This is a genomic window from Nocardioides sp. J9 (assembly GCF_007829375.1).
Taxonomy (GTDB): Bacteria; Actinomycetota; Actinomycetes; order Propionibacteriales; family Nocardioidaceae; genus Nocardioides.
In genome coordinates this window covers 1-21,692 of record NZ_VLJQ01000074.1, presented here as the reverse complement: position 1 = coordinate 21,692, position 21,692 = coordinate 1, and the positions used below count along the sequence as shown (strand labels likewise).

Genomic DNA, 21,692 nt, shown 5'->3' with positions numbered 1-21,692 from the left:
GGGGCATGGCCACGCACGACCTCGCGATGCGGGCCCGCGCGCTGGTCCGGATCCACGACGCGGTGCTCTCCGGCTCCGCGCCGCCGGAGCGTCCACGCGCGGTCGTGGCGAGGTCGTGGACCCGGGTGCTGGACCTCGGGATCGACCCCGACGGCCGCAACGGGCGCGACCCGCTGCCTCCCGCGGACGTCGACGAGCGTCGGCGCCGGTCGCGGCTGGGGCTGGTGATCGACGAGATCCGCGAGCTGCTGCTGAGCGCGGCCGACGCGTCGAACTACCTCGTGGTGGTCGCCGACGCCGACGGCATCGTGCTGTGGCGCAGCGGGTCGCCGCGGGTGAAGCGGCAGGCCGACGGGCTGGGCTTCGCCGAGGGCGCCCACTGGGCCGAGGAGGCCGTCGGCACGAACGCGATCGGCACCGCGCTCGCGGAGGGCGCGCCGGTCCAGCTGTTCTCGGCCGAGCACTTCGAGAACGCCCAGGTGCCCTGGTACTGCACCGCCTCCCCCATCCACGACCCGATCGACGGCTCGCTGCTCGGCATCGTCGACGTCAGCGGACCGGCGCTCACCTTGCACCCGGCGATCGAGGCCCTGGTGACCGCGTCGGTCCGCCTCGCGGAGGCGCGCCTGTGGCGCCACCACGAGGAGCGCCTCGAGCAGCTGCGGCGGACCGCCAACGGCCCGCTGCTGGTCGTCGACGACCACGGCTGGGTCGCCGCCCACCAGGGCGTGGCCGTGCGGGACCGGGTCGAGGCGCCGCGCCCGGACCGGGCGCTCGCCGTCCCCGGCCTCGGGCTGTGCCTGCCCGAGCGACTCCGCGGTGGCTGGCTGATCCGGCCGTCAGCCGCGGAGACCGTGCTGCAGGCGACCCTCGACCTCACCGCGACCCCGGCGACCCTCGAGGTCCGCGGCGCGGAGGCGCCGTGGCGGGTCGCCCTGTCGCCGCGGCACGCCGAGGTGCTCGCCGCCCTGGCCGAGGCCGGCCGCGGCGGCCTGACTGCCGGCGCGCTCAGCCACCGCCTGTACGGCGACGGGGAGCACCAGGTGACGGTGCGCGCCGAGGTCTCCCGGATGCGCAAGGCGCTCGGCGCCCTGCTCGCGACCAACCCCTACCGGATCGGTGACGGGGTCGACCTGGTCGTCGTCAGCGATCGAACCCGATGAGGGACGCCTCGTTGTCCCGCCACGCCTGCGCGGCGGCGCGGGTGACCGGGCCCGGCGCCGCGAGCTCGCGGTGGTCCCACCGGTGCACGCCCTGCACGTCGCGGGTGGTCGAGACCAGGAAGACCTCGTCCGCGCCGGCCGCGACCTCGATCGGCTCGTCGACCTCGGTCGCACCGAACCACTCGATCAGCAGCGCCCGGGTCACCCCGGCCAGGCAGCCGCTCGCCAGCGTCGGGGTGCGCACCTGCCCGTCGACCACGTAGAAGACGTTGGTGCCGGTGCCCTCGCACAGGTGGCCGGCGAGGTTCGCGAACACCGCCTCGCTCGCACCCGCCGCCTGCGCCCGGGCCAGCGCCACCACGTTCTCCCCGTAGGACGTCGTCTTCAGCCCGGCCAGCGCGCCGCGCTCGTTGCGCGGCCACGGCACGGTGATCACCGCGGTGGTCTCGGGCGCCGGCTCCATCGGGCTGGCAACGACGATCACCGTCAGCGGGTCGTTGCCCCGCCCGCTGCCCAGCGGCGCGTTGCCGCCGGTGACGGTGATCCGGAGCCGACCCAGGGGCAGCGGGTCGCCCTCCAGGACGGCAGCGACCCCTCGTCGTACGTCGGCGAGGTCGAGGCCGACCAGGCCCAGGCCCTCCGCCGACCGCTCGAGCCGGTCGAGGTGGCGCTGCAGGGCGAACGGCTCTCCCCCGACGACCTTCACGGCCTCGAACACGGCGTCCCCGACGGTCAGCCCGTGGTCGGTCACCGGCACCGCCGGCGCCTTCGGGTCGGTCAGCAGCTGGCCGTTGATCCACGCGCGCATGCCCCCACCCTAGGGGTGGATCCACGCTCGCCGGAGGCCCTCCGGGACCCCACGACATGCCCAAGGGGACCCCCCGTTTTGGCGCCGTTCCCCGGATCCGCTAATGTTCTCAACCGCACCGCCAAGCGGGCCGAAAGGCCGGCGAGGAAGTGTGATGCGGACGTAGCTCAGTTGGTAGAGCGCAACCTTGCCAAGGTTGAGGTCGCGAGTTCGAGCCTCGTCGTCCGCTCGGAGAGGTCAGACCCACTGGCTGACCAGGTCAGTAGGTCGGGCCTTCGCGGTGGGTTGGCCGAGAGGCGAGGCAACGGACTGCAAATCCGTGTACACGGGTTCAAATCCCGTACCCACCTCCACGTAACAACTCCACAGGGGCGATTGGCGCAGCGGTAGCGCGCTTCCTTGACACGGAAGAGGTCACTGGTTCAAACCCAGTATCGCCCACCAGCAGGAAMCAGCCTCTGAGCAGCGGAGACGCGGCTCGGAGGCTGTTCTGGTCTTCGATGTCATGCGACGCACGTGCCATCCCGTGTGCCTCGACTCCTGATGGTCTCAGCGAGCGGTCGTGGCCTGCGGTCGCCGGACAGGCCGGGCGAGCGCTGCTCAGGTGCGGTGCCGCCAGCACCGCTCCCCCCGCTCCGTGACCCGGTTCTGGCAGGTTCCGTGGGCAGTCGGGCCACCGCAACGCTGCACGAGCGGCTCCGAGGCCTGCATCGCGAGGGCAGGGTGCGTCGTCGTCGGCGTGGCCTCGGCGCCGAGGTCGAGCAGGTCGAGGATCGCGTCGGACTGGTAGACCGCGGCCCGGCGGTACTTGCCGGTGCCGGGCCTGACGATGCCGGCCCGGACGAGCTGCTTGACGAGGTCCTCGCCCCGGCGCGGGGTCACGTCGAGCTGCTCCGCGAGGAGTCGGGTCGTCAGCACCGGATAGTCGACCACCACGTCGAGCGCCTTGTGGAGCACGCCGTCGGCCCGGGTCCCCGCGACCACGGTCCGCCACCGCCCGTGCAGCGCGAGGGCAGCGTCGACGAACCGGTCGGCTGCTGCGACCGCCGTGTCGAGGTAGTCCAGGAACCGGTCCACGAAGCCGTCCAGGGCCTGCTGCCGGACCTTCCGGCTGCGACCGTCGTAGCGGTAGCGCGTCAACGCCTCCACGTACCCGTCACGGTCCTCACGGAGGGCGGTCGACAGGGGCGCGACTCCCCCGTCGACGAGGCCGGCGCGCTTGAAGACGCCGTGCACCAGGGCGCGGCCTACACGACCGTTGCCGTCCTCGAACGGGTGGATCGTCTCGAACTGCGCGTGCACCAGCGCCGCCGCGACGACTGGCAGGTCGCCCGAGGTGTTGACGTAGCCGAGCAGGTCATCGACGTAGGCGTGGACCTCCTGGTGGGGCGGAGCCGCGTAGTCGGCGGTGAGAGCCGTCGTCCCGCCGACCCACACCTGGGTCTGCCGGTAGCCCCGTCGCTGCCAGGGCAGTAGAGCCTGGTGGATGTCCCAGATGTGCTCGTGCCTCCACGGGCCCGCCCCGAGGAGCTCGACGGCTCGCTCCATGGCCCGCGCGTTCTTCGTGACCTGCTGCCCCACGTGGGCCGAGGAGCCATCGGCGCGGAGGGACTCGTCACGGGCCCGGAGGTGGGCGAAGGCGACGTCTCGCGCGGTGGCGTGGATGCCTTCGATGAACGACGACGAGATCGACTCCGAGCGCAGCGCCGTCGTGTACAGCACCCGGAACGGGTTCGCCCGTAGCCGGTCCCCGAGTCGCTGCAGCGCCGTGGTGGTGTCCGCGGCGTGCTCGACGACGTGGCTGCTGAGCTCGTTGCGGGCAGGGGCGCCGCACGGGGCGAGCTCGTCCGGGTGGTAGCGCAGGTAGCTGCCGCCGCGACGTTCAGCCCTCGACGTCGCGGCGTAGTCGGGTTCGACCTGCACGCGTTCCCACCGAGCCACCACCGACACCTCCGACAACGAAGGATAGCACTATGATCCTTCGCCCACGAGGTGGAACCCCTGGATGCAGTCCGAGGCGGGTCACCATGGCGGGCGTCGCCCCAGGAGGCGGGTCCGGCACACTGCTGGGGTGTCCGACCCGCTGCGCAGCCTGCTCGCCGCGCCGCCGGACCTCCCCGTCACCGCAGGCCTGGCCGCCGTCACCGACGCGCTCCGCGGCCACGGGGTCGCGGTCGTCCACGCACCACCCGGCACCGGCAAGACGACGCTCGTCCCGCCCGCGGTCGCCGGCGTCGTGCCCGGCCGGGTCGTCGTCACCCAGCCCAGCCGCATCGCAGCCCGCGCGGCAGCCCGCCGACTGGCCCACCTCCTCGGTGAGCCCGTCGGCGAGACGGTCGGGTACGCCGTACGCGGGGACCGCCGCTCCGGCCGGGACACCCGGGTCGAGGTGGTGACAACGGGCCTGCTCCTGCGGCGCATCCAGCACGACCCCGAGCTGGCCGGCGTCGGCGCCGTCGTCCTCGACGAGGTGCACGAACGCCACCTCGACGCCGACCTGACGCTGGCGCTGATCCTCGACGTCCGCGCGAACCTGCGCGACGACCTCGCCCTCGTCGCGATGTCGGCCACCATCGAGGCCGAGAAGACAGCACGGCTCCTGGGTGGCGCCCCGGTGGTCAGCGTCCCGGGCGCCCTCCACCCGGTCCAGGAGGTGTGGTGTCCCCCGCCGGCAGGCGTGCGCCGCACCGACGACCGCGGGATCACCCCGGCCTTCCACGACCACGTCGCGGCGACGGTGCGGCGTGCGCTCGCCGAGCACGCGGGTGACGTCCTCGTGTTCGTGCCGGGCGTGGCCGAGGTCGACGCCACGGTACGACGGCTGGTGGGCCTCGACGCGGACGTGCACGCCCTGCACGGGCGGCTCCCCGGGGCCGACCAGGACCGCGCGCTCCGCGAGGGACCGCGCCGTCGCGTCGTCGTGTCGACCGCCGTCGCCGAGTCGTCGCTGACGGTGCCCGGCGTCCGCGTCGTGGTGGATGCCGGCTTCTCCCGCGAGCCCCGCACCGACCACCGGCGCGGCCTGGCGTCGCTGGTCACCGTCGCGGTGAGCCGGGCATCCGCCGACCAGCGGGCCGGACGTGCTGGGCGGCTGGGACCGGGCGCGGTGCTGCGGTGCTGGTCGGAGGCCGAGCACGCCCACCTGCCCGCCCGTCCCGAGCCCGAGATCGCGACCGCGGACCTGACCGCCTTCGCGCTCGAGGTGGCCTGCTGGGGCATCCACGACGTGCGGGACCTCGCACTCCTCGACCAACCCCCACCGCACGCGCTCGCGGCGGCCAGGCAGGTGCTCGTCGACATCGGCGCCATGACCGAGGACGGGAGGACGACGCCGCGCGGCCGGCTGATCGCGGGCGTGCCCACCGACCCCCGGCTGGCGCGCGCCCTCGTCGACGGCGCCGGGCTCGTCGGCGCGCGGCGGGCCGCGGAGGTCGTCGCGATGCTCAGCGAGGACGTGCGCGCCCCGGGCGCCGACCTGGTCGCTGCGCTCCGCTCGCTGCGCGCCGGCCACCGGGCTGGTGCGTGGCGCGCCCAGGTCACCCGGCTGCGGCAGGTCGTCGAGGGCCACGACACCCCGGCCCCGGACAGCGCCCCGGACAGGGCCCCGGACCGCGGCCGGGCGCTCACCGACGACGTGGCGGTCGGCCTCGTCGTGGCCCTCGCCCACCCGGACCGGATCGCCCGCAAGCGCCCCGGCACCTCTGCCTACCTGATGGCGTCCGGCACCGGCGCGGCGCTCGACCCCCGCGACCCCGGACCGCTGGCCGGGCTGGAGTGGCTCGCGGTCGGCGACGCAGACCGGCGCCCCGGGGAGCGCGAGGCCAGGATCCGCACTGCGGCACCACTGACGGAGGACCTGGCCCTGGAGGCTGCGGGGTCGCGGTGGCGGGAGGTGGACGAGGTCAGCTGGACCGACGGGCGGGTGCTCGCCCGGCGCCGCACCCTGCTGGGCGCGATCGAGCTCAGCTCGCTCCCCCTCGGCGATCCTCCGACGCAGGCCGTGACCGAGGCGATCCGCGGCGCCCTCAGCGAGGAGGGACTCTCGCTGCTGACCTGGTCCGACGCGGCCACCGCCCTGCGTGCCCGCCTCGACTTCCTGCACCGCGCGTTCGGCGCACCGTGGCCCGACGTGGGCGACGCGGCCCTGACCGAGGACCTCGATGCGTGGCTCGGCCCCCAGCTGGCGCGCGTCCGCTCGGCCGAGGACCTGCGCCGCATCGACGTCGCTGCCGCGTTGCGGGCGCTCCTGCCGTGGCCCGAGGCCGGCCGGCTCGACGAGCTCGCCCCCGCGCGGGTGCAGGTCCCGAGCGGGTCGACCGTACGGATCGACTACTCCGCCGACCAGCCGGTGCTCGCCGTACGCCTCCAGGAGGTCTTCGGCTGGACCGACGTGCCAGTCCTCGCCGACGGCAGGGTGCAGCTCCTGCTGCACCTGCTCTCCCCCGCCCGGCGCCCCGCCGCCGTGACTGCCGACCTGGACTCCTTCTGGGACACCGGCTACCCCTCCGTCCGCGCCGACCTGCGCGGTCGCTACCCCCGGCACCCGTGGCCGGAGGATCCCCGCACCGCGCCCGCGACGCGGCGCGCGAACCGGCCGCGCCCGCGGACCTGAGCCTGCGCCTGCGCCTGAGGCACCTCAACCGGTGCCCGGTCCCGGCTTTCCCCCAACCTGAGGTGTCCGCGACCGCGTCGGACGGCCCACCATGGGAGGAGGTCGGGCCGGGGACGGCCGGCGCGACGTCGAGAGCCGGGGAGTCCGGGATGCGCGAGGAGACAGCACCGGTCGGCGAAGCGCCGCTGCCGGCGGGGTACGACGCTGGACGGTCGACCCCCGCGCGCGGTCACTGCGGCGACCGGGCGCCCGCCGACGACGCGGAGTTCACGGGTCCCCCGCGGGCAGCAGGTCGGCAACGAGGCCTACCGCGAGAACGATCTCGACCGCGGGCACATCGCCCGGCGCGCCGACCTCGTCTGGGGCCCGGACGAGGAGGCGGTCCGGGCCAACAACCAGTCGTTCGCCTACACGAACATCGCGCCGCAGATGGACGACTTCAACCAGAGCCGCATGTGCGGCCTGTGGGGCGACCTCGAGGACGCGCTGCTGCACCAGGACACGCTGCGCGGCGGCCGGGGCAGCATCGTCGCCGGTCCGGTCCTCGCGGACGACGACCCGCCGTACCGGGACGGGACCGTCCGCCTCCTCCGCGCGTACTCCAAGGTCATCGCCTACGTCATGGGTGACGACGAGACCGCCGAGCTCCGCACCCGGGTCGTCCTGCTCGACCAGAACCTCGACGGGCTCCGCCCGGCCACCCCGCTGGACGAGTTCCGGGTCCGCCCGGTGCCGCTGGCTGACGTGGCCGCCCGGACCCGCCTCGCCTTCGCCCCGGTCCTGCACGCCGGGGACGACCACACCTCACGCAGCCGCGGCATCGTGGCGGCCGAGCCCCGGTTCATCGATGCCGCGGACCAGCTGCACTGGTAATCGCTCCTGCCGCGTCGGGCGCCGAACGCATGAGTCCGGGTCTCAGCCGGTCACGGTGAGTCCACGCCGGCAGGCAGCCACTCGACGTCGTCGATCACGACGTTGGCTCCCCTCTCGACGAACTCGACGGCGGCGCCGGTGAGCGCCCCGGAGGCGGACTCGTCGAGCGACGGCCCTACCCCGCCGTCGATCGGCGGGAGCTCGATTAGTCGCMCCCGCCAGGTCAGTCCGGTCCGCTCGTCGGTGTGGTCGCCCCCGTAGAGCAGCGCGGGCGTGTTCCACTCCACCCCGGCCGGGAGGCGGTAGGTGAGCGCCTCGCCCTCGACGAGCGGGCCGTCCGCCGGCGGCGTCGTCGGCGAGGAGGTCTCCGTCGAGCTCGCCCCGGCGTTCGGGCCGCCAGTCGCGGTCTCACCGGTCATCGGGTCGGCAGGTGACCTGCTGCCGATGCCTGAGGGCGGTGCCTCGTCCTCCGGCGCCTGGCAGCCTGCGGCGTTGAGCACGACGGCCACGAGGAACAGGCCGAGCCGGCGGGTACGTCGGCGGTGGACGACGGGTGTCGTCGGAGAGCACATGGACCGGACCCCGCCCACCACCGCCGCCGGCACACGTCGCCCGACGCGGCGGGCGGCAGGGCCGGAGCCGAGCGGCGGCGCGGTGGGGAGTGAGCGCCCCGGGGCTCAGTGCACGATCGCGTACCCGTTCAACCCGCCGGCCCCCACAGCGCTGGCGGAGGTGAGCCCCGGGAGCGCGACCGGGAGGCGGCCCGCGGTGGCGGACGGGCCCGTGGCCGGCGTGCCGTCACCGACCTGGCCACGGCCGTGGTCGCCCCAGGCGTAGACCTGCCCGCCCGAGAGCGCCACCCCGCCGTACCCCGCGGAGGCGAAGCCTGCGCCGATGGGCAGGGTCGGGATGTTGCCGATGCCGGACACGGTGCCGCCGGTGTCGCGGCCGGTGTCGTGGTGGCGGCCCGAGCCCCACGACTGCCACGCCCCGCCGACGTTGTGGAACCCGGCCGAGCGGCCCGCCCGGACGTGGCTGACAGCGCCGGCGAACAGGCGGGGCGAGGAGGTGGAGGCCGCCGCCAGCCCCGGGATCTCGCCCTGGTTGTTGCAGCCCCAGGCGTAGGCCTCGGCGCCGTGGTTGAGGACGTAGAGCGTGCACCAGCCCGCTGCGATCTCCTTCCCGGGCGCCAGGCCGGCGGCGGAGGCGACGACCGGCACGGGGGTGGTGACACCGTGCGTCCCGTTGCCGCGCTGCCCGGTCTCGCCGTTGCCCCACACCAGGACCGCACCGCTCTCGGTCAGGGCGTAGGCGGTGTAACCGCCGGCGACGACCTGCTTGACGGCCATCGGCCCGCTCTGGACGCGCACCGGCCGGGCGGAGAAGTAGCCGAACCCGGCGCGGTCGTTGCCGAGCTGTCCGTACCGCCCGCTCCCCCACGCCCAGACCGAGCCGTCGCGGCGCAGGGCGTAGACGGCGTCGGTCCCCGCCGCGAGCGCGGTGACGCCGGTCAGGCCGGGCACCCGGACCGGCCAGTGGCGTCGCTTGGTGTCGCCGACGCCGAGCTGGCCCTGGCCGTTGTGTCCCCACGACCACACGGTGCCGTCGGCGCACAGCGCGTGCGTCGACAGTCGCGTGCCGACCACGGCCTTCGCGCCGCGCAGCCACCTGTTGGCGACGGGGCGGGTGGAGTAACCGCCGGAGGCGGTGCCGAGCTGGCCCTGGGAGTTGTCGCCCCAGGCGTGGAGGCGACTCCCGGTGCGGGCACAGAAGCTCGGCGCGCGGTAGGTCACCGTCGCGGAGCGTCGCGCCCGGTTGCGCGGGACGACGACGGTCGTCCGGCTGACCCGGGGCACCACCCGCTGGTCGTGCAGGCGGATCGTCCGTGCGGTGACGCGGTAGCGCCCGGGCTTCACGTTCGCCCACGTGGTCGTGCGCCGCACGACCTTGCGGAAGGCCTTGCCGCCCTGGCGTGGACCGGTCACGGTCACCCGCACCTGGCTCGCCGCAGCCGCCGGGCGGGAGACGACGACGCGCAGCCCCCGTGCCGCCCGCGCTGGTACGACGCCGGGGCCGGTCCCGGAGCCGGCGCGGTCTCCGGTCGGGGCCGGGGCCACCGCGGTCGCCGGCACGGCGACGGCGAGCGTCGCGCCCAGCAGGGTCGCGACGAGCGCAGCGAACGTCCTGGTCAGCATCCGAGGTCCCTCCTCGCCACGGGCTCCCGCAGCGGCCGGGCCCACCCCATCGCCACCGCACAGCCGTCGACAACCCCCGACCACCCCGAACCTGACCCGAACGTTCTGCGTTCCTCCTAGCCTTGCCACCATGGAGGGCTCACCAACACGACCGCGGCTGGTCCCGCTGGAGCGCGAGGCAGAGATCGCCCGGATCGCGGCGGCCCAGGAGGCGGCCCGCGCCGGCGAGGGGACGGCGGTCCTCGTGCGCGGCCCGGCGGGCATCGGCAAGTCCACCCTCCTCGACCACGCGGCACTCCACCTGACGGGCTTCCGGGTGCTGCGGGCGCGGTGCAGCGAGCTGGAGCAGGGCTTCGGGCTCGGGGCGGTGCGCCAGCTGCTCGAGCGGCTGGTGCGGCAGGCCGGCGACGGCGAGCGTGAGCGTTGGTTCGCCGGCGCAGCACAGGTCGCCCGCGGCCCTGTCGTCGGCTCGGAGGCGGCCGACGACGCCGGCCTGTTCGGCGTCCTCAACGGCCTGTACTGGCTGGTCTTCAACCTCGCCGAGGACGGGCCGGTCGCGCTCGTCGTCGACGACCTGCAATGGGCGGACGAGCCGTCGCTGCGCTTCCTGGAGTTCCTCGCGGCCCGCCTCGACGGCCTACCGGTCCTGCTGCTCGGCGCGACCCGCCCCGGGGTGGTCGCGGACTGGCAGCGTGCGCCGTCGTACGTCGACGTGGTGCCGGCACCGCTGAGCGAGCGGGCCACCCACGACCTGCTCCACGACGCCCTGTCCGAGGATCCGACTCCCGCGTTCGTCGCCGCCTGCCAGCACGCCTCCGGCGGCGTCCCCTTCCACGTGCACGCCCTGGCCAGCACCCTGCGGCGCGACGGGGTCCACCCCGACGACGACGCGGCCGGTCGGGTCCGGGCGGTGGCGCCCGCGCAGATCGTGGCCCGGGTGCTGGCGCGCGGCGACGATCCCCGCCGCACGGCGGTGCTGCGCGCGCTGGCCGTCCTCGACGCCGAGCCGCCGTCGGAGGTGGTCGCGGAGGTCGCCGGCGTGCCGCACGACGAGGCGGCGAGCGCCTGCGAGGAGCTGCGGCAGGAGGGCCTGCTCGCCGACGACCGGCTCGCCCTGGCCCACCCGATCCTCGCGGCCGCCGTGCTGCACGGCCTGCCGGTCGGCGAGGTGGAGCGGTTGCACCGGCGCTGCGCCGAGGTGCTGGCGGCGGCCGGCGCCGACGTCGAGCGGGTCGCTGCCCACCTCCTCACCGCGCCGCTCGGCGTCGATGCGTGGGCGGTGGAGACGCTCACCGCTGCTGCTGCGGCNCCTGCGCCGGGCCCGGACCCAGGCCATGGACGGCCACCGTGACGGCGAGCTCCACCTCCGGCTGGGGGTCGCAGAGCTGCGCGCCGGCGAGCCGTCGGCGCTCGGGACGCTGCGCACGGCGGTCGACCTCGGCGGCGGCGAGCCCTGGTGGTCCGACGCCGTGCGGGCGCTGGCGCGGGCGCTCGCCTACACCGGCGCAGTGGGGGCAGGTGTTGTCGCAGTGGCAGAACGGCACGATGACGTGGTCGCCGGCCTTGAAGTCGCGGACGTGGCCGCCGACCTCCTCCACGACGCCGCCGGACGGGTCGAGGCTGCGGACGAGCGGCTCGACCTGCGGGTGGACGAGTACTCCTACCTCATCGTCACCCGCCGCACGGGCGAGGCCCACGACCTCGGCACCGCCGTGCTGGCCGAGCTCGACGAGCAGCGGCACCCCGCCCGCGGCCTCGTGCGTGGCGCGATGGCGCTGCACGCCGTCCACCGCAACGAGCCCGCCGCCCGGGCAGCCGAGGAGGCTCGCACCGGCTGGGTCCAGAGCGGCGGAGCCGGGCTCGGCGACGGGGACGTCGTCATCCACCGCCGCGCGGACATCGTGATGGTGCTGACCGAGTGCGGCGACCTGGTCGCGGCCGAGGCGGCGGCCACCGAGCTGTTGCACCAAGCCGAGCGGCTGGGCGAGCAGTCCGGGCTGGCGATCGCCCTGCTGCTGCGCGGCTCGGTGCTGCTCCACCGCGGCCACCTGCTCGAGGCGGAGGCCGAGCTGCGTGACGCGCTCCGCCACGCGGCCGCCGCGCTCCCGCTCGCGGTACCGGTCGCGTGGTCGCTGCTCGCCGAGGTGTTGCTGGGCCAGTGCGGCGCCGGCGCCGGGGACGAGCTGGTCCGGCTCCGACCGGCCCTGCACGACGACGTGGCGGCCGGCCCGGCCGACTACGTGCGCCTCGGGCTGGGACGCCTCGCGCTGGCCCGTGGCGACGCAGCCACCGCACTGCCGTGGTTCGAGGTCGTCGGCGAGCACCTCGACGAGCGAGGCGGTCCGGGTGTCGCGCAGCTCCCGTGGCGCCCCCTGGTGGCCCGCGCCCTGCACGGCCTGGGCCGGTCCGGCGACGCGCAGGCGGTCGCGGCCGAGGCGGTGCGGCTGGCCGGGGAGTTCGGCGCCGCCCGACCGCTGGCCGACGCACTCCTCGCCGCGGCGACCGTCACCGAGGAGCGCACCGTGCGACGCGACCTGCTCGAGCAGGCGTGGGCGACCGTCGAGCCGACGGACCACCGGTACGAGCGGGCGCAGGTCGCCGTCGCCCTGGGCCGCGAGCTCGCCGCGACCGGACGCCGTGCGCACGGTCGGGACCTGCTCGAGGTCGGCCTCGACCTCGCGGACCGCGCTGGCGCCGGTCCCCTGCGCGACGCCGCGGTGGACTCGCTCCGCGGGCTCGGCGCCCGCCCCCGCCGCCACCGCCGGGAGGGCACCGCGGCACTGACGGCGAGCGAGCTGCGCGTCGCGCGGCTGGCGGCGCAGGGCATGACGAACCGGGAGATCGCGGCGGCCCTGTACGTCACGGTGAAGACCGTCGAGGTGCACCTGACCCGGGCCTACCGCAAGCTCGGCGTGACCGACCGGACGCAGCTGCCGGCCGACCTGCGCGACTGACCGGCACGACTGAGGAGCGACTGACGGGCGACTCACGGGGACCGTCCGATCGACCGTCGGCGGCCGCGTCGTCGTGCAGCGTCGTGCACCGTCGGAACGCTCCCGAAAATGTCCGGACGCCCCGCCCTGCGGGGCATGCAGGACGGGGCGTCGACGTGCCCGGCGGTTGTGGGGTTCGCCGGGCACATGTGGTTGGGGAACCGCCGCCGACGCTAGTGGGTCGGGCACCCTTCGCGGGCGAAATCCAGCACATATCCGAAAAACGAAGGACGTGATCTACGCGACGCTGGTCACCCGTAGGCCGAGCCGGTGTTCGGCTGGCTCTTGATGGGGCGCAGGTTGCCGGCGGGCAGCCACTCCATGACCATGCGGCCCTCCCGGTCGGCGTACAGGACGTAGCCCTCCCAGCCCTTCTCCCCCGACCGCCACTCGAGCACCAGGCCGGGCAGCTCGGACGGCACGAAGGCCGGCCGCACCCACACGTGTCGCACCCCCGCCATGGACACCAGAATAGAACATATGTTCGAATTCCGGCAGGCGGATGGTGCGACCCGCAGGTCGTCAGTTCTGGCGGCCCGGGTCCGTGATCGGGTCGTCGAGCGCGTCGGTCGGCGAGGCCTGGTCGTCGAGGTCGCCGACCGGGCGCGGGTACGACTCCTCGGACTGCCCGCTCGAGGGCTGCCCGCTCGAGGACTGGCGGCGGCCGTAGGCGAAGATCGCGCCGCCGAGGGCCATCAGGGCACCGAGGAACAGCAGCTTGCGTCCGCGGTGGCTCTTCCGTGTCGTCGGCAGGTGCTCGGCCACCTTGCTCGGCAGCCGGTCCACCACGTTGTCCGGAACGCGGTCGCCTGCGGCGTGCACGGCCGACCCGACCTTCGGCACGACGACCGTCTCGACGATGCCCCGCAGGTCGTCCGCGACGTCGCGGAGGTCGTCGGCGAGGCCGTGGGCGAGGTCGTTGGTGGCGCTCTTGCTCATGAGTTTCCTCCCGCGTTGGTTCAGGTTCGCCAAGGCGGTACCCGAAGCCCGGAGGTCAACCCTGTGACCGCCGGTCCGGTCGGGGCCCGGGCGGACCGGCGCGGCAGGCGAGCGGAGCGACTGGAGGCTCAGCTGGCGACGAGGGTGGGGTCACCGGCGCACTCGTTGCACCGTGTGCGCCGTTCGTTGCGCTCCGGCGGCTCGCCGACGAGTCGGCGGTACCACAGCGTCTGCTCGGTGCGGCGGTCACAGCGCGGGCACCAGTCGTGCCTCACCCACGGTCCGAAGTCCTTCCCCATGACGCACAGCATGGCGGCTGCACGGCACGGTGTCGCCCTCCGGACGGAGGTTCGGGGCCGTGTCGGGCGAGGTCTGCACGATCGACGTCGGCCGACCTGGTCCAGATGAACCATCGAAGCCGGCCGAGGTCCCGGAGGGGTCCCGGGTCAGTCCTCCCGGTCGGCCGCGAGGTCCTCGTTGTGAGTGCCGGGACGGGGCGCCCAGGGCAGCTCCTTCGCCGGCCGTACGACGACGAGCCGGTCCCCTCGGGCCAGCAGTGTCACCACGGGGTCGAAGTAGCGGTAGACCTTCTCGTCGCGGACCACCGCGATCACCTGGTCGGGCAGCGACTGCGGCGGCATCCCGACCTCGTTGACCAGCAGCTCCCGCTCGGCGACCTCGAGGCCCTCGCCGTAGGTCAGCAGGTCCTCCATCACGGAGCCGAGGGTCGGCGACAGGGTGGAGAGGCCGAGCAGCCGGCCGACTGCGTCCGAGGAGGTGATGACCGAGTCGGCGCCGGACTGGCGCATCAACGGCGCATTCTCCTGCTCGCTGACCGCGGCGACGATCCACGCGTCCGGGTTGAGCTGGCGCACGGTGAGCGCGGCCAGCACGTTCGAGTCGTCGCGACCGGTGGTGATGATGACCTGGTCGGCCTTGGCGACCCCGGCCCGGTGCAGCACGCCGCGCCGGGTGGCGTCGCCGGTGACGACCGCGAGGTTGTCGGCGTGCGCGTCGGCCAGTGCGACCGGGCTCGGGTCGACGACCACGACGTGCTCGCGCTCGAGCCCGTTGTTGACCAGGGTCTCCACGGCGCTGCGGCCCTTGGTCCCGTAGCCGATCACCACGACGTGGTGTCCCATGTGCTTCCTCCATCGGGCGATGCGGAAAAGTTCGCGGCCGCGCTGTGCGAGCACCTCGAGCGTCGTGCCGATGAGGAGCACGAGGAAGCCGATGCGCGCCGGGGTGATGACGAACGCGTTGACCAGCCGCGCGGGATCGGTGACCGGCGCGATGTCGCCGTACCCAGTGGTGCTCAGCGTGACGGTCGTGTAGTAGATCGCGTCGATGAGCGACACGGTCCCCATCGGGTTCTCCGCGGTCGCGTCGCCGGAGTCGCGGTAGCCCTCGCGGTCGAGGTAGACGACCAGCACCGTGCCGACGAGGATCGCCAGCGCCGCGAGCAGGCGGCGGCCCAGCTCCCACCACGGCGAGCGGGTGCGCTCCGGCAGTGCGACTCGCCCCACGGAGGGGGTGTTCGCCGGCCGTCCTGACAGGTCACCCACGGCCCGGAACCTACTCCACCCGCTCGGCCGGGCGGCGGAGGAGCCGCGCCATGAGCTCCCGGCGCGCCCGCTGCGTCGTCTCCTGCGGGAAGACCTCGTCGAACGCCGCGTTGACGCCCGCGCCGATCAGCACCGCCAGGGCCGCGATGTAGAGCCAGATCAGGATCGCGATCGGCGCGGCGAGCGGGCCGTAGATGGAGTGGGAGTCCTGCGCGGTGACGGTCAGCACCCAGCGGAGCAGGTAGGACCCCCCGATCCAGCTGACCAGGGAGAAGGTCGCGCCCGGCAGGTTGAAGCTCCAGCGGGTCCGCACCGGCACCGAGACGTGGTAGAGCGTGGCAAGGAAGCAGATGCAGATCACGACCACCAGCGGCCAGTAGAACCCCATGAGGAACTCGGCGCGGTTCGGCAGCCAGGAGCGCACCAGCTTGGGCCCCGCGACGACCAGCGGCAGCGTGATCGCGCCCGTGATGACGGCCAGGATGTAGAGCACGAAGGACAGCGCCCGGGTCTTCACGATCCCCCGGTGCCCGCCGAGCCCGTGCATGATCGTGATGGTGTCGACGAAGACGTTCAGCGCCCGCGAGCCCGACCAGAGCGCGAGCACGAAGCCGAGCGAGATCACGTCGAACCGGCCGCCGCGCAGCACGTCGTCCATCGTCGGGACGATCACGCGGTTGACCGCGGTGTCGGTGAGGAAGGTCGAGAACAGGTCGATGACGGCACGTCGTACCTCCTCGACCTGGGCGGCCGTGAAGTGGTCGGTCACGTAGCCCACGCCGCCCGCGAGGGCGAAGATCAACGGCGGCACGGACACCACGGCGAAGAACGCGCCCTCCGCGGCGAGACCGGTCACGCGGTAGCGCAGGCACGAGCCGACGGTGGTGACGACGAGCCGCCACGCGAGGTGGGCGAAGTGCCGGACGGGTCGCGGGACCCGCTCCACGGCCGTCCGGAGGTACGACGGCCGGGCCTCGGTCCCGGGATCCTCCGCCATGGGTGGCACGCTATCCGCCGCGACGCCCTCGCCCGGGGACCCCGACGGGCCTAGAGTCGAGGAAGTCGGGTGATCTCGGTCGCCCGCCCTGCTCCACCCGGGAGGTCGCCGTGCACGATCGCACCGCCCTCGGCGCCGCCGACGTGTCCGACGCCGTCCTCGCCGCGATGGTCGCTGCCCTGCACGACGCCGGCGACGCCCCGGTGGCGCTGGTGCGCTCGCGGGCGGAGGTCGTCGACTACGACCTGGACGCGATCACGACGGGCGGCCGGTGGTGGGTGCGCGGGGAGGCATCGGTCGACGGGCACGAGCGCGAGTTCGCGTTCTTCGTGAAGCTCGTGCACGCCTGGGAGCGTTCCCCGCTGTTCCTCCACGTGCCCGCCGAGGTGCGGGAGTGGGCCGCCGGGATGGTGCCCTGGCGCACCGAGGCCCGGGTCTACCGCTCGGAGCTCGCCGACGCGCTCCCCGAGGGGCTGGCGCTCCCCCGCGCGCTGGGGGTCCACGACATCGACGAGGGCTCGTACGCGCTGTGGCTGGAGGCGGTCCCGGTCGCCGACGTGGCGTGGGACCTCGCCCGCTACCGCCGCGCCGCCCACCTGCTCGGCCGGTTCGCCGCAGCGCCCGGCGTCCGCGCCGTGGCGAGGGCCGGCGGGGCGGAGTGGACGATCGCGAAGTACCTCGAGGGCCGGCTGGCCCACCAGGTGCTGCCGGTCCTGGGCGACCCGGCGACCTGGGCGCACCCGCTCGTCGCCGACGCCTTCGCCGACCTGCGGCCGCGGATGCTGGCGGCACGGGACCGGCTCCCCGACCTGGGGGCCGAGCTGGCGGCGGCGCCGGTGCTGGCCGGGCACGGCGACGCGTGCCCGAACAACCTGCTGGTGCGCCCGGACCGGGACGGCTTCACCCTCATCGACTTCGGGTTCTTCATGGCGCTGCCGGTCGGCTTCGACCTCGGCCAGCTGCTCGTCGGCGACGTCCAGGTCGGCCGGCGCAGCGCCGACGACCTCGCGGAGCGGGACGAGGCCTGCCTCGCGGCGTACGTCGACGGGCTGGCCGCCGAGGGCGTCGAGGCCGACCTCGCCGCCGTACGACGGGTGCACGCCCTGCAGCTGCTGGCGTTCTCCGGCCTGTCGGCGATCCCGTTCGAGCACCTCGACGCCGAGGTCACGGACGCGCTGCGGGCGATGGCAGCCACCAGGGCCGCCATCGCCCGCCACTCGCTGGACCTGCTCGATCAGACCGGCTGAGACTCCTTCTCGAGCCGGTCCGGCTGGCCGGCGGCCTGGTCCGCGTCGTCGTCGTGGCCGTGGTCGTGGTCGTGGTCGTCGACCATCGTGGTCTCGTCGAACGGGTCGTCACCGGACAGGGCTCGCGCCATCTGGCCGCGGTCGATGCTGCCGGTCCAGTGGCCGACCAGCACGGTGCCCACCGCGTTGCCGGCGAAGTTGGTGAGCGCGCGGGCCTCGGACATGAAACCGGTCGATGCCGACGATCAGGCCGACGCCGTCGACGAGCTCGGGGCGGTGCGACTGCAGGCCGCCGGCCAGCACGGCGAGGCCGGAGCCGGTGACGCCTGCGGCGCCCTTGGCGGCGATCATCATGAACAGCAGCAGCGAGACCTGCTCACCGATCGCCAGCGGGCTGCCGACGGCCTCGGCGATGAAGATCGACGCCATCGTCAGGTAGATGGCCGTGCCGTCGAGGTTGAACGAGTAGCCGGTCGGGACGACCACGCCGACGGTGGTCTTGTCGACGCCGGCGTGCTCGAGCTTGGCGATCGCCCGCGGCAGCGCGGACTCCGAGGAGGAGGTGGCGAGGATCAGCAGGAACTCGCGGCCCAGGTAGCGCAGCAGCGCGAAGATGTTGATGCCGGTGGTGACCTTGAGCAGCAGGCCGAGGACCACGAAGACGAACAGCACGCAGGTGACGTAGAAGCCGATCATCAGCACTGCGAGGCTCTTCAGCGCGTCCATGCCGCCCTGGCCGGTGACCGCCGCCATCGCGCCGAACGCGCCGACGGGCGCGGCCCACATGATCATGCCGAGCAGGCGGAAGACGAGGCGCTGCAGGTGGCCGACCACGCTGAGCACCGGGGTGCCGGCCGCGCCCATCCGCTGCAGGGCGAAGCCGACGAGGAGTGCGACCAGGAGGGTCTGCAGGACGCTGCCGCTGGTGAGGGCGGAGAACAGCGAGTCCGGGATGATGCCGAGCAGGAAGGCCGTGGTGTCGGCGTGGCCCTCGGCCGCCTTCTCCTGCGCGATCGCGGCGCCGTCGGCGGTGACCTTGAGGCCGTCGCCCGGGTGCAGCACGTTGCCGACGACCATGCCGATCGTCAGCGCCACGGTCGACATCACGAGGAAGTAGCCGAGCGCGAGGCCGCCGACGCGACCGACCTTCGCCGCACTCGCCACGGAGCCGACGCCGAGCACGATGGTGCAGAAGATGATCGGCTGGATCATCATCTTGATCAGGTTGACGAAGCCCTCGCCGAGCGGCTTGAGCTCGAGCGCGAACGACGGGAAGGCCAGCCCGGTCGCGATGCCGAGCAGGACGGCCCCGATCACCGCGAGGTAGAGGTAGTGGGTGGCGCGCGAGCCGCTCCTCGGCTGCGTGCCTGCTGTGGTGGTGCTCATCGGTCCTCCTGGCCGGGATGTCTCCAGCCCCGTCGGGGCCTCTGTGCGCCACTCTCCGCGGGATCGGTCGCGAGGTCACCGTTGTGTTCGTTGTGTTCGTGGCACAGGTCACAGGGCGCGGGCAGCGCTGGGTGAGAATGGCCGGGTGCTCCGCAACCGGCTGTTCCGCGACCGCCCGGTCGCGCGCCAGGTGCTCCTGCTGCAGGTCGGCACGGTGCTGCTGCTGGTCGTGGTCGGCATCCTGCTGGCGTCGTACGACGCCCGGCGGGACGCACGCAGCCGGGCGACCCAGCGGGCGGTGGCGGTCGCGCAGACGATCGCCGACGCCCCGACCGTGCGCACGGCGCTGCGCTCCCCCGACCCGACGGCGACGCTGCAGCCGCTGACCGAGGAGGKCCSCCGCGACACCGACACCGACTTCATCGTGGTGATGCAGCTCGACGGCACCCGCTACACGCACCCGGACCCGGGGCAGATCGGCCGCACCTTCGTCGGCGACCTGGGCACCGCGCCGGCGGGCGAGGTCTTCACGCAGGAGTACACCGGCACGCTCGGTCCGTCGGTGCGCTCGGTCGTGCCCGTCGAGGACGGCGGCGAGGTGGTCGCGCTGGTCTCCGTCGGCATCACGGTCAGCGACATCAACCGCGGCCTGCGCCGCGACGTGGGCGTCGTGGTGCTGTGCGGCGGGCTCGTGCTGCTCGTCGGAATGACGGGCGCGTGGCTGCTCAGCCGGCGGCTGCACCGGCTCACCCACGGGATGGGCGAGCGGGAGCTCGCGCGGATGTACGAGTACTACTCCGCCGTCCTGCACTCGGTGCGCGAGGGCCTGCTGCTGCTCGACGGCGACGGGCGGGTGCAGCTGGTGAACGACGAGGCGCGGCGGCTGCTGGACCTCCCCGACGACGTCGTCGGCAGGCCGGTCGAGGAGCTCGGCCTGGCCCCTGGCCTGGTGGCCGCGGCCCGCGGCCGCACCGCCGAGTCCGACGACCTCTACCTCGCCGGCGAACGCATCCTCGTCGTCTCCTCCGCGCCGGCCCAGTGGGACGGTCGCGACGTGGGGGCGGTGGTGACCCTGCGCGACCACACCGAGCTGCGCTCGGTCACCGGTGAGCTCGAGGTGGTCCGCCGGTTGACCGAGTCGCTGCGCTCGCAGAACCACGAGTCCGCCAACCGCCTGCACACGGTGGTGTCGCTCATCGAGATGGGCCGCGCGCAGGACGCGGTCGACTTCGCGACGGAGGAGCTGCACGTCGCCCAGCTGCTCACCGACCGCGTCGTCGGCGCCGTCGACGACCCCGTCGTCGCCGCGCTGCTGCTCGGCAAGTCGTCCGAGGCCGCCGAGCAGGGCGCGGAGCTGCGGATCGAGGGCGAGCTGCCCGCGGACGCGTCCTTCCCGCCCCGCGACCTGGTCACCGTGCTGGGCAACCTCGTCGACAACGCCCTCGACGCCGTGGCCGACCACGAGCCGCGCGTCGTGCTGGTGCGGCTCTCCGGGGACGCGCACCGACTCCAGGTCGACGTCGAGGACAGCGGTCCCGGGCTGGACGACGACGCTGCGGCGCGCGTGCTCGACCGCGGCTGGACCACCAAGGCCGAGCCGGGCACCGGCCGGGGCCTGGGCCTGGCGCTAGTGGTCCAGGCTGCGCGGCGCAACAACGGCGACGTGGCGATCGGCCGCTCCGACCTGGGCGGTGCGCGGTTCAGCGTCGTGCTGCGCGACAAGGAGCCTGCCGGGCGAGGGACGGCGCCATGACCGTGCGGGTGCTGGTCGTCGAGGACGAAGAGCTCGCAGCGGAGGCGCACGCGTCGTACGTCGAGCGGGTGCCGGGCTTCGAGCTGGCCGGCGTCGCCCGGTCGGCCCGGGATGCCGTGCGCGAGCTCGACGCCGCGCGCGACGCCGGGCGGCCGGTCGACCTCCTGCTCCTCGACATGAACCTCCCCGACGGCCACGGCCTCGGGCTGCTGACCGGCCTGCGCGCCGCCGGCCACCTCTGCGACGTCATCGCCGTGACCGCCGCCCGCGACACCCGGGTGGTGCGGCAGGCCGTCGTGCAGGGTGTGGTGCTCTACCTGCTCAAGCCGTTCACGTTCGCGTCCTTCCGCGCCAAGCTCGAGCAGTACGCCGAGTACCACGCCCGCCTCGACGCCGCACCCGACGAGGTCGTGCAGGACGAGGTCGACCAGCTGCTCGGGTCCCTCCGTCCCGCCGGCAGCGCTCCGCTGCCCAAGGGGATGAGCCCCGAGACCCTGCGCGCCGTGACGACCGCGCTGCGCGAGGCCGACGGGGAGCTGTCGGCCAGCGAGGTCGCCGCCCTCGTCGGCGCCTCCCGCGTCACCGCCCGCCGCTACCTCGAGCACCTCGCCGACCAGGGCCTGGCCGACCGCGGGGTCCGCTACGGCACCGGCGGCGGCCGCCCGGAGGTCAGCTACAGCTGGCGTTGACGAGCCCGCCCGGTCGTTGAGGTGCGACGAGCGCCAGCGACGTCTGCCGCCCGGTGGTTGAGGTGCGACGAGCGCCAGCGACGTCTGCCGCCCGGTGGTTGAGGTGCGACGAGCGCCAGCGAGGAGCCTCGAAACCACCGGGCCCGCCGGGCGGACTGTGGCGGGCACAGCCCGGTGCACCATGGCCGGAGGTTTCGAGGCTCGGCGCCGGGGCGCCTCGCACCTCAACCACCGGCAGCTACCTGCCAGAAACCCGGGGCTTGCCGCGAGGCGGAGCCTGGACCTACGGAAGCCAACTGCGTGCGCGGCAGCGCGGCGCCCGCGCCGAAGGCGCGTCGAGGGCAAGTGCGGGCCGAGCTTGCGAGGCCTGCGCGCCGCCCTCGACAGGCGACGCGCTCGCGCAAATCAGCTCGAGCGCGGCGCCCCGCGCCGAAGGCGCGTCGACGAGGGCCCGCGGGCCGAGCGCAGCGAG

General features: G+C 74.4%; 20 protein-coding genes and 3 tRNA genes. 11 read left to right on the top strand and 12 right to left on the bottom strand.

Going from position 1 to position 21,692, the window contains the following annotated elements:
• Positions 1 to 5: 5 nt before the first annotated feature.
• On the top strand, positions 6 to 1,163 hold the full coding sequence (locus L615_RS11845) for a GAF domain-containing protein (RefSeq protein WP_145725192.1): 1,158 nt from the start codon (positions 6 to 8) through the stop codon (positions 1,161 to 1,163).
• Here the strand turns inward: L615_RS11845 and L615_RS11840 are convergent.
• A complete protein-coding gene (locus tag L615_RS11840; protein ID WP_145725191.1) occupies positions 1,144 to 1,971 on the bottom strand; it encodes an aminotransferase class IV in 828 nt (275 codons plus the stop codon). The genes L615_RS11845 and L615_RS11840 overlap by 20 nt on opposite strands.
• A 156-nt stretch (positions 1,972 to 2,127) precedes the next feature.
• Here L615_RS11840 and L615_RS11835 point away from each other — a divergent pair.
• From L615_RS11835 to L615_RS11825, 3 genes are all read left to right on the top strand, one after another.
• Positions 2,128 to 2,200: transfer RNA gene (locus L615_RS11835), tRNA-Gly, on the top strand.
• 50 nt (positions 2,201 to 2,250) lie between these two features.
• Positions 2,251 to 2,324 (top strand) — tRNA-Cys (locus tag L615_RS11830).
• A gap of 16 nt (positions 2,325 to 2,340) precedes the next feature.
• Positions 2,341 to 2,415, top strand: a tRNA-Val gene (locus L615_RS11825).
• A gap of 156 nt (positions 2,416 to 2,571) precedes the next feature.
• Here L615_RS11825 and L615_RS11820 read toward each other — a convergent pair.
• Positions 2,572 to 3,894, bottom strand: a complete 1,323-nt coding sequence (locus tag L615_RS11820; RefSeq protein WP_186449841.1) for a Fic family protein — start codon at positions 3,892 to 3,894, stop codon at positions 2,572 to 2,574.
• A gap of 82 nt (positions 3,895 to 3,976) precedes the next feature.
• On the opposite strand from L615_RS11820, the gene hrpB reads away from it, so the two are divergent.
• Together hrpB and L615_RS11810 are read left to right on the top strand one after the other, a co-directional pair.
• Positions 3,977 to 6,583, top strand: a complete 2,607-nt coding sequence (gene hrpB, locus L615_RS11815; RefSeq protein WP_145725189.1) for an ATP-dependent helicase HrpB — start codon at positions 3,977 to 3,979, stop codon at positions 6,581 to 6,583.
• A 57-nt stretch (positions 6,584 to 6,640) separates the two neighbouring features.
• Positions 6,641 to 7,456, top strand: coding sequence for a DNA/RNA non-specific endonuclease (locus L615_RS11810; RefSeq protein WP_145725188.1), 816 nt, complete (start codon positions 6,641 to 6,643; stop codon positions 7,454 to 7,456).
• A 50-nt stretch (positions 7,457 to 7,506) separates the two neighbouring features.
• On the opposite strand, the gene L615_RS11805 is transcribed toward L615_RS11810, so the two are convergent.
• Both L615_RS11805 and L615_RS11800 read right to left on the bottom strand, forming a co-directional pair.
• Complete coding sequence (locus tag L615_RS11805) at positions 7,507 to 8,028, bottom strand: hypothetical protein (RefSeq protein WP_145725187.1); 522 nt, start codon at positions 8,026 to 8,028, stop codon at positions 7,507 to 7,509.
• 105 nt (positions 8,029 to 8,133) lie between these two features.
• Positions 8,134 to 9,651: a hypothetical protein gene (locus L615_RS11800; RefSeq protein WP_186449840.1), complete on the bottom strand. Its 1,518-nt coding sequence runs from the start codon at positions 9,649 to 9,651 to the stop codon at positions 8,134 to 8,136.
• 130 nt (positions 9,652 to 9,781) lie between these two features.
• Here L615_RS11800 and L615_RS11795 point away from each other — a divergent pair, with 130 nt between their 5' ends.
• Together L615_RS11795 and L615_RS11785 are read left to right on the top strand one after the other, a co-directional pair.
• Positions 9,782 to 11,002 (top strand): AAA family ATPase, encoded by a 1,221-nt coding sequence (locus L615_RS11795; protein ID WP_145725185.1) that lies wholly within the window; start codon positions 9,782 to 9,784, stop codon positions 11,000 to 11,002.
• Positions 10,986 to 12,605 carry a LuxR family transcriptional regulator gene (locus tag L615_RS11785; protein ID WP_186449839.1) on the top strand — a complete coding sequence of 540 codons (1,620 nt, stop codon included), beginning with the start codon at positions 10,986 to 10,988 and terminating at the stop codon, positions 12,603 to 12,605. Before L615_RS11795 ends, L615_RS11785 begins: the two co-directional genes overlap by 17 nt.
• Positions 12,606 to 12,895: 290 nt before the next feature.
• On the opposite strand, the gene L615_RS11780 is transcribed toward L615_RS11785, so the two are convergent.
• The 5 genes from L615_RS11780 to L615_RS11765 form a co-directional block, all read right to left on the bottom strand.
• Positions 12,896 to 13,105, bottom strand: coding sequence for a hypothetical protein (locus L615_RS11780; RefSeq protein ID WP_145725183.1), 210 nt, complete (start codon positions 13,103 to 13,105; stop codon positions 12,896 to 12,898).
• 61 nt (positions 13,106 to 13,166) lie between these two features.
• Positions 13,167 to 13,583, bottom strand: coding sequence for a hypothetical protein (locus L615_RS11775; RefSeq protein ID WP_145725182.1), 417 nt, complete (start codon positions 13,581 to 13,583; stop codon positions 13,167 to 13,169).
• A 128-nt stretch (positions 13,584 to 13,711) separates the two neighbouring features.
• Positions 13,712 to 13,882, bottom strand: a complete 171-nt coding sequence (locus tag L615_RS23310) for a hypothetical protein (protein ID WP_186449838.1) — start codon at positions 13,880 to 13,882, stop codon at positions 13,712 to 13,714.
• 147 nt (positions 13,883 to 14,029) lie between these two features.
• Positions 14,030 to 15,109, bottom strand: coding sequence for a TrkA family potassium uptake protein (locus tag L615_RS11770; RefSeq protein WP_261376657.1), 1,080 nt, complete (start codon positions 15,107 to 15,109; stop codon positions 14,030 to 14,032).
• Positions 15,110 to 15,158: 49 nt separating this feature from the next.
• Positions 15,159 to 16,145 (bottom strand): YihY/virulence factor BrkB family protein, encoded by a 987-nt coding sequence (locus L615_RS11765; RefSeq protein WP_145725181.1) that lies wholly within the window; start codon positions 16,143 to 16,145, stop codon positions 15,159 to 15,161.
• Positions 16,146 to 16,255: 110 nt separating this feature from the next.
• On the opposite strand from L615_RS11765, the gene L615_RS11760 reads away from it, so the two are divergent.
• The gene (locus L615_RS11760) at positions 16,256 to 17,392 is read left to right on the top strand and encodes a phosphotransferase (RefSeq protein ID WP_145725180.1); all 1,137 of its coding nucleotides are present in this window, start codon (positions 16,256 to 16,258) and stop codon (positions 17,390 to 17,392) included.
• Here the strand turns inward: L615_RS11760 and L615_RS24220 are convergent.
• Together L615_RS24220 and L615_RS11755 are read right to left on the bottom strand one after the other, a co-directional pair.
• Entirely contained in the window at positions 17,380 to 17,523 is a 144-nt protein-coding gene (locus L615_RS24220; RefSeq protein WP_261376656.1) for a hypothetical protein, read from the bottom strand. The two genes, L615_RS11760 and L615_RS24220, sit on opposite strands and share 13 nt — an antisense overlap.
• Positions 17,501 to 18,778, bottom strand: a complete 1,278-nt coding sequence (locus L615_RS11755; RefSeq protein ID WP_261376655.1) for a cation:dicarboxylate symporter family transporter — start codon at positions 18,776 to 18,778, stop codon at positions 17,501 to 17,503. Before L615_RS11755 ends, L615_RS24220 begins: the two co-directional genes overlap by 23 nt.
• A 145-nt stretch (positions 18,779 to 18,923) precedes the next feature.
• Here L615_RS11755 and L615_RS11750 point away from each other — a divergent pair, with 145 nt between their 5' ends.
• Positions 18,924 to 20,531, top strand: a complete 1,608-nt coding sequence (locus L615_RS11750) for a sensor histidine kinase (RefSeq protein ID WP_145725179.1) — start codon at positions 18,924 to 18,926, stop codon at positions 20,529 to 20,531.
• Positions 20,528 to 21,220, top strand: coding sequence for a response regulator (locus tag L615_RS11745; RefSeq protein WP_145725178.1), 693 nt, complete (start codon positions 20,528 to 20,530; stop codon positions 21,218 to 21,220). Before L615_RS11750 ends, L615_RS11745 begins: the two co-directional genes overlap by 4 nt.
• 283 nt (positions 21,221 to 21,503) lie before the next feature.
• On the opposite strand, the gene L615_RS23805 is transcribed toward L615_RS11745, so the two are convergent.
• Positions 21,504 to 21,692: hypothetical protein (locus tag L615_RS23805; protein ID WP_222430531.1), on the bottom strand; the 189-nt coding region annotated here is incomplete at its 5' end.

Bases quoted from the DNA above. Each gene is read 5' to 3' on its own strand.
- L615_RS11800 (WP_186449840.1), bottom strand. From the start codon at position 9,651: ATGCTGACCAGGACGTTCGCTGCGCTCGTCGCGACCCTGCTGGGCGCG.
- L615_RS11745 (WP_145725178.1), top strand. From the start codon at position 20,528: ATGACCGTGCGGGTGCTGGTCGTCGAGGACGAAGAGCTCGCAGCGGAG.
- L615_RS23310 (WP_186449838.1), bottom strand. From the start codon at position 13,882: ATGGGGAAGGACTTCGGACCGTGGGTGAGGCACGACTGGTGCCCGCGC.
- L615_RS11845 (WP_145725192.1), top strand. From the start codon at position 6: ATGGCCACGCACGACCTCGCGATGCGGGCCCGCGCGCTGGTCCGGATC.
- L615_RS11785 (WP_186449839.1), top strand. From the start codon at position 10,986: ATGGACGGCCACCGTGACGGCGAGCTCCACCTCCGGCTGGGGGTCGCA.
- L615_RS11840 (WP_145725191.1), bottom strand. From the start codon at position 1,971: ATGCGCGCGTGGATCAACGGCCAGCTGCTGACCGACCCGAAGGCGCCG.
- L615_RS11765 (WP_145725181.1), bottom strand. From the start codon at position 16,145: ATGGCGGAGGATCCCGGGACCGAGGCCCGGCCGTCGTACCTCCGGACG.
- L615_RS11755 (WP_261376655.1), bottom strand. From the start codon at position 18,778: ATGAGCACCACCACAGCAGGCACGCAGCCGAGGAGCGGCTCGCGCGCC.
- hrpB (WP_145725189.1), top strand. From the start codon at position 3,977: ATGCAGTCCGAGGCGGGTCACCATGGCGGGCGTCGCCCCAGGAGGCGG.
- L615_RS24220 (WP_261376656.1), bottom strand. From the start codon at position 17,523: ATGGCGCGAGCCCTGTCCGGTGACGACCCGTTCGACGAGACCACGATG.
- L615_RS11780 (WP_145725183.1), bottom strand. From the start codon at position 13,105: ATGGCGGGGGTGCGACACGTGTGGGTGCGGCCGGCCTTCGTGCCGTCC.
- L615_RS11775 (WP_145725182.1), bottom strand. From the start codon at position 13,583: ATGAGCAAGAGCGCCACCAACGACCTCGCCCACGGCCTCGCCGACGAC.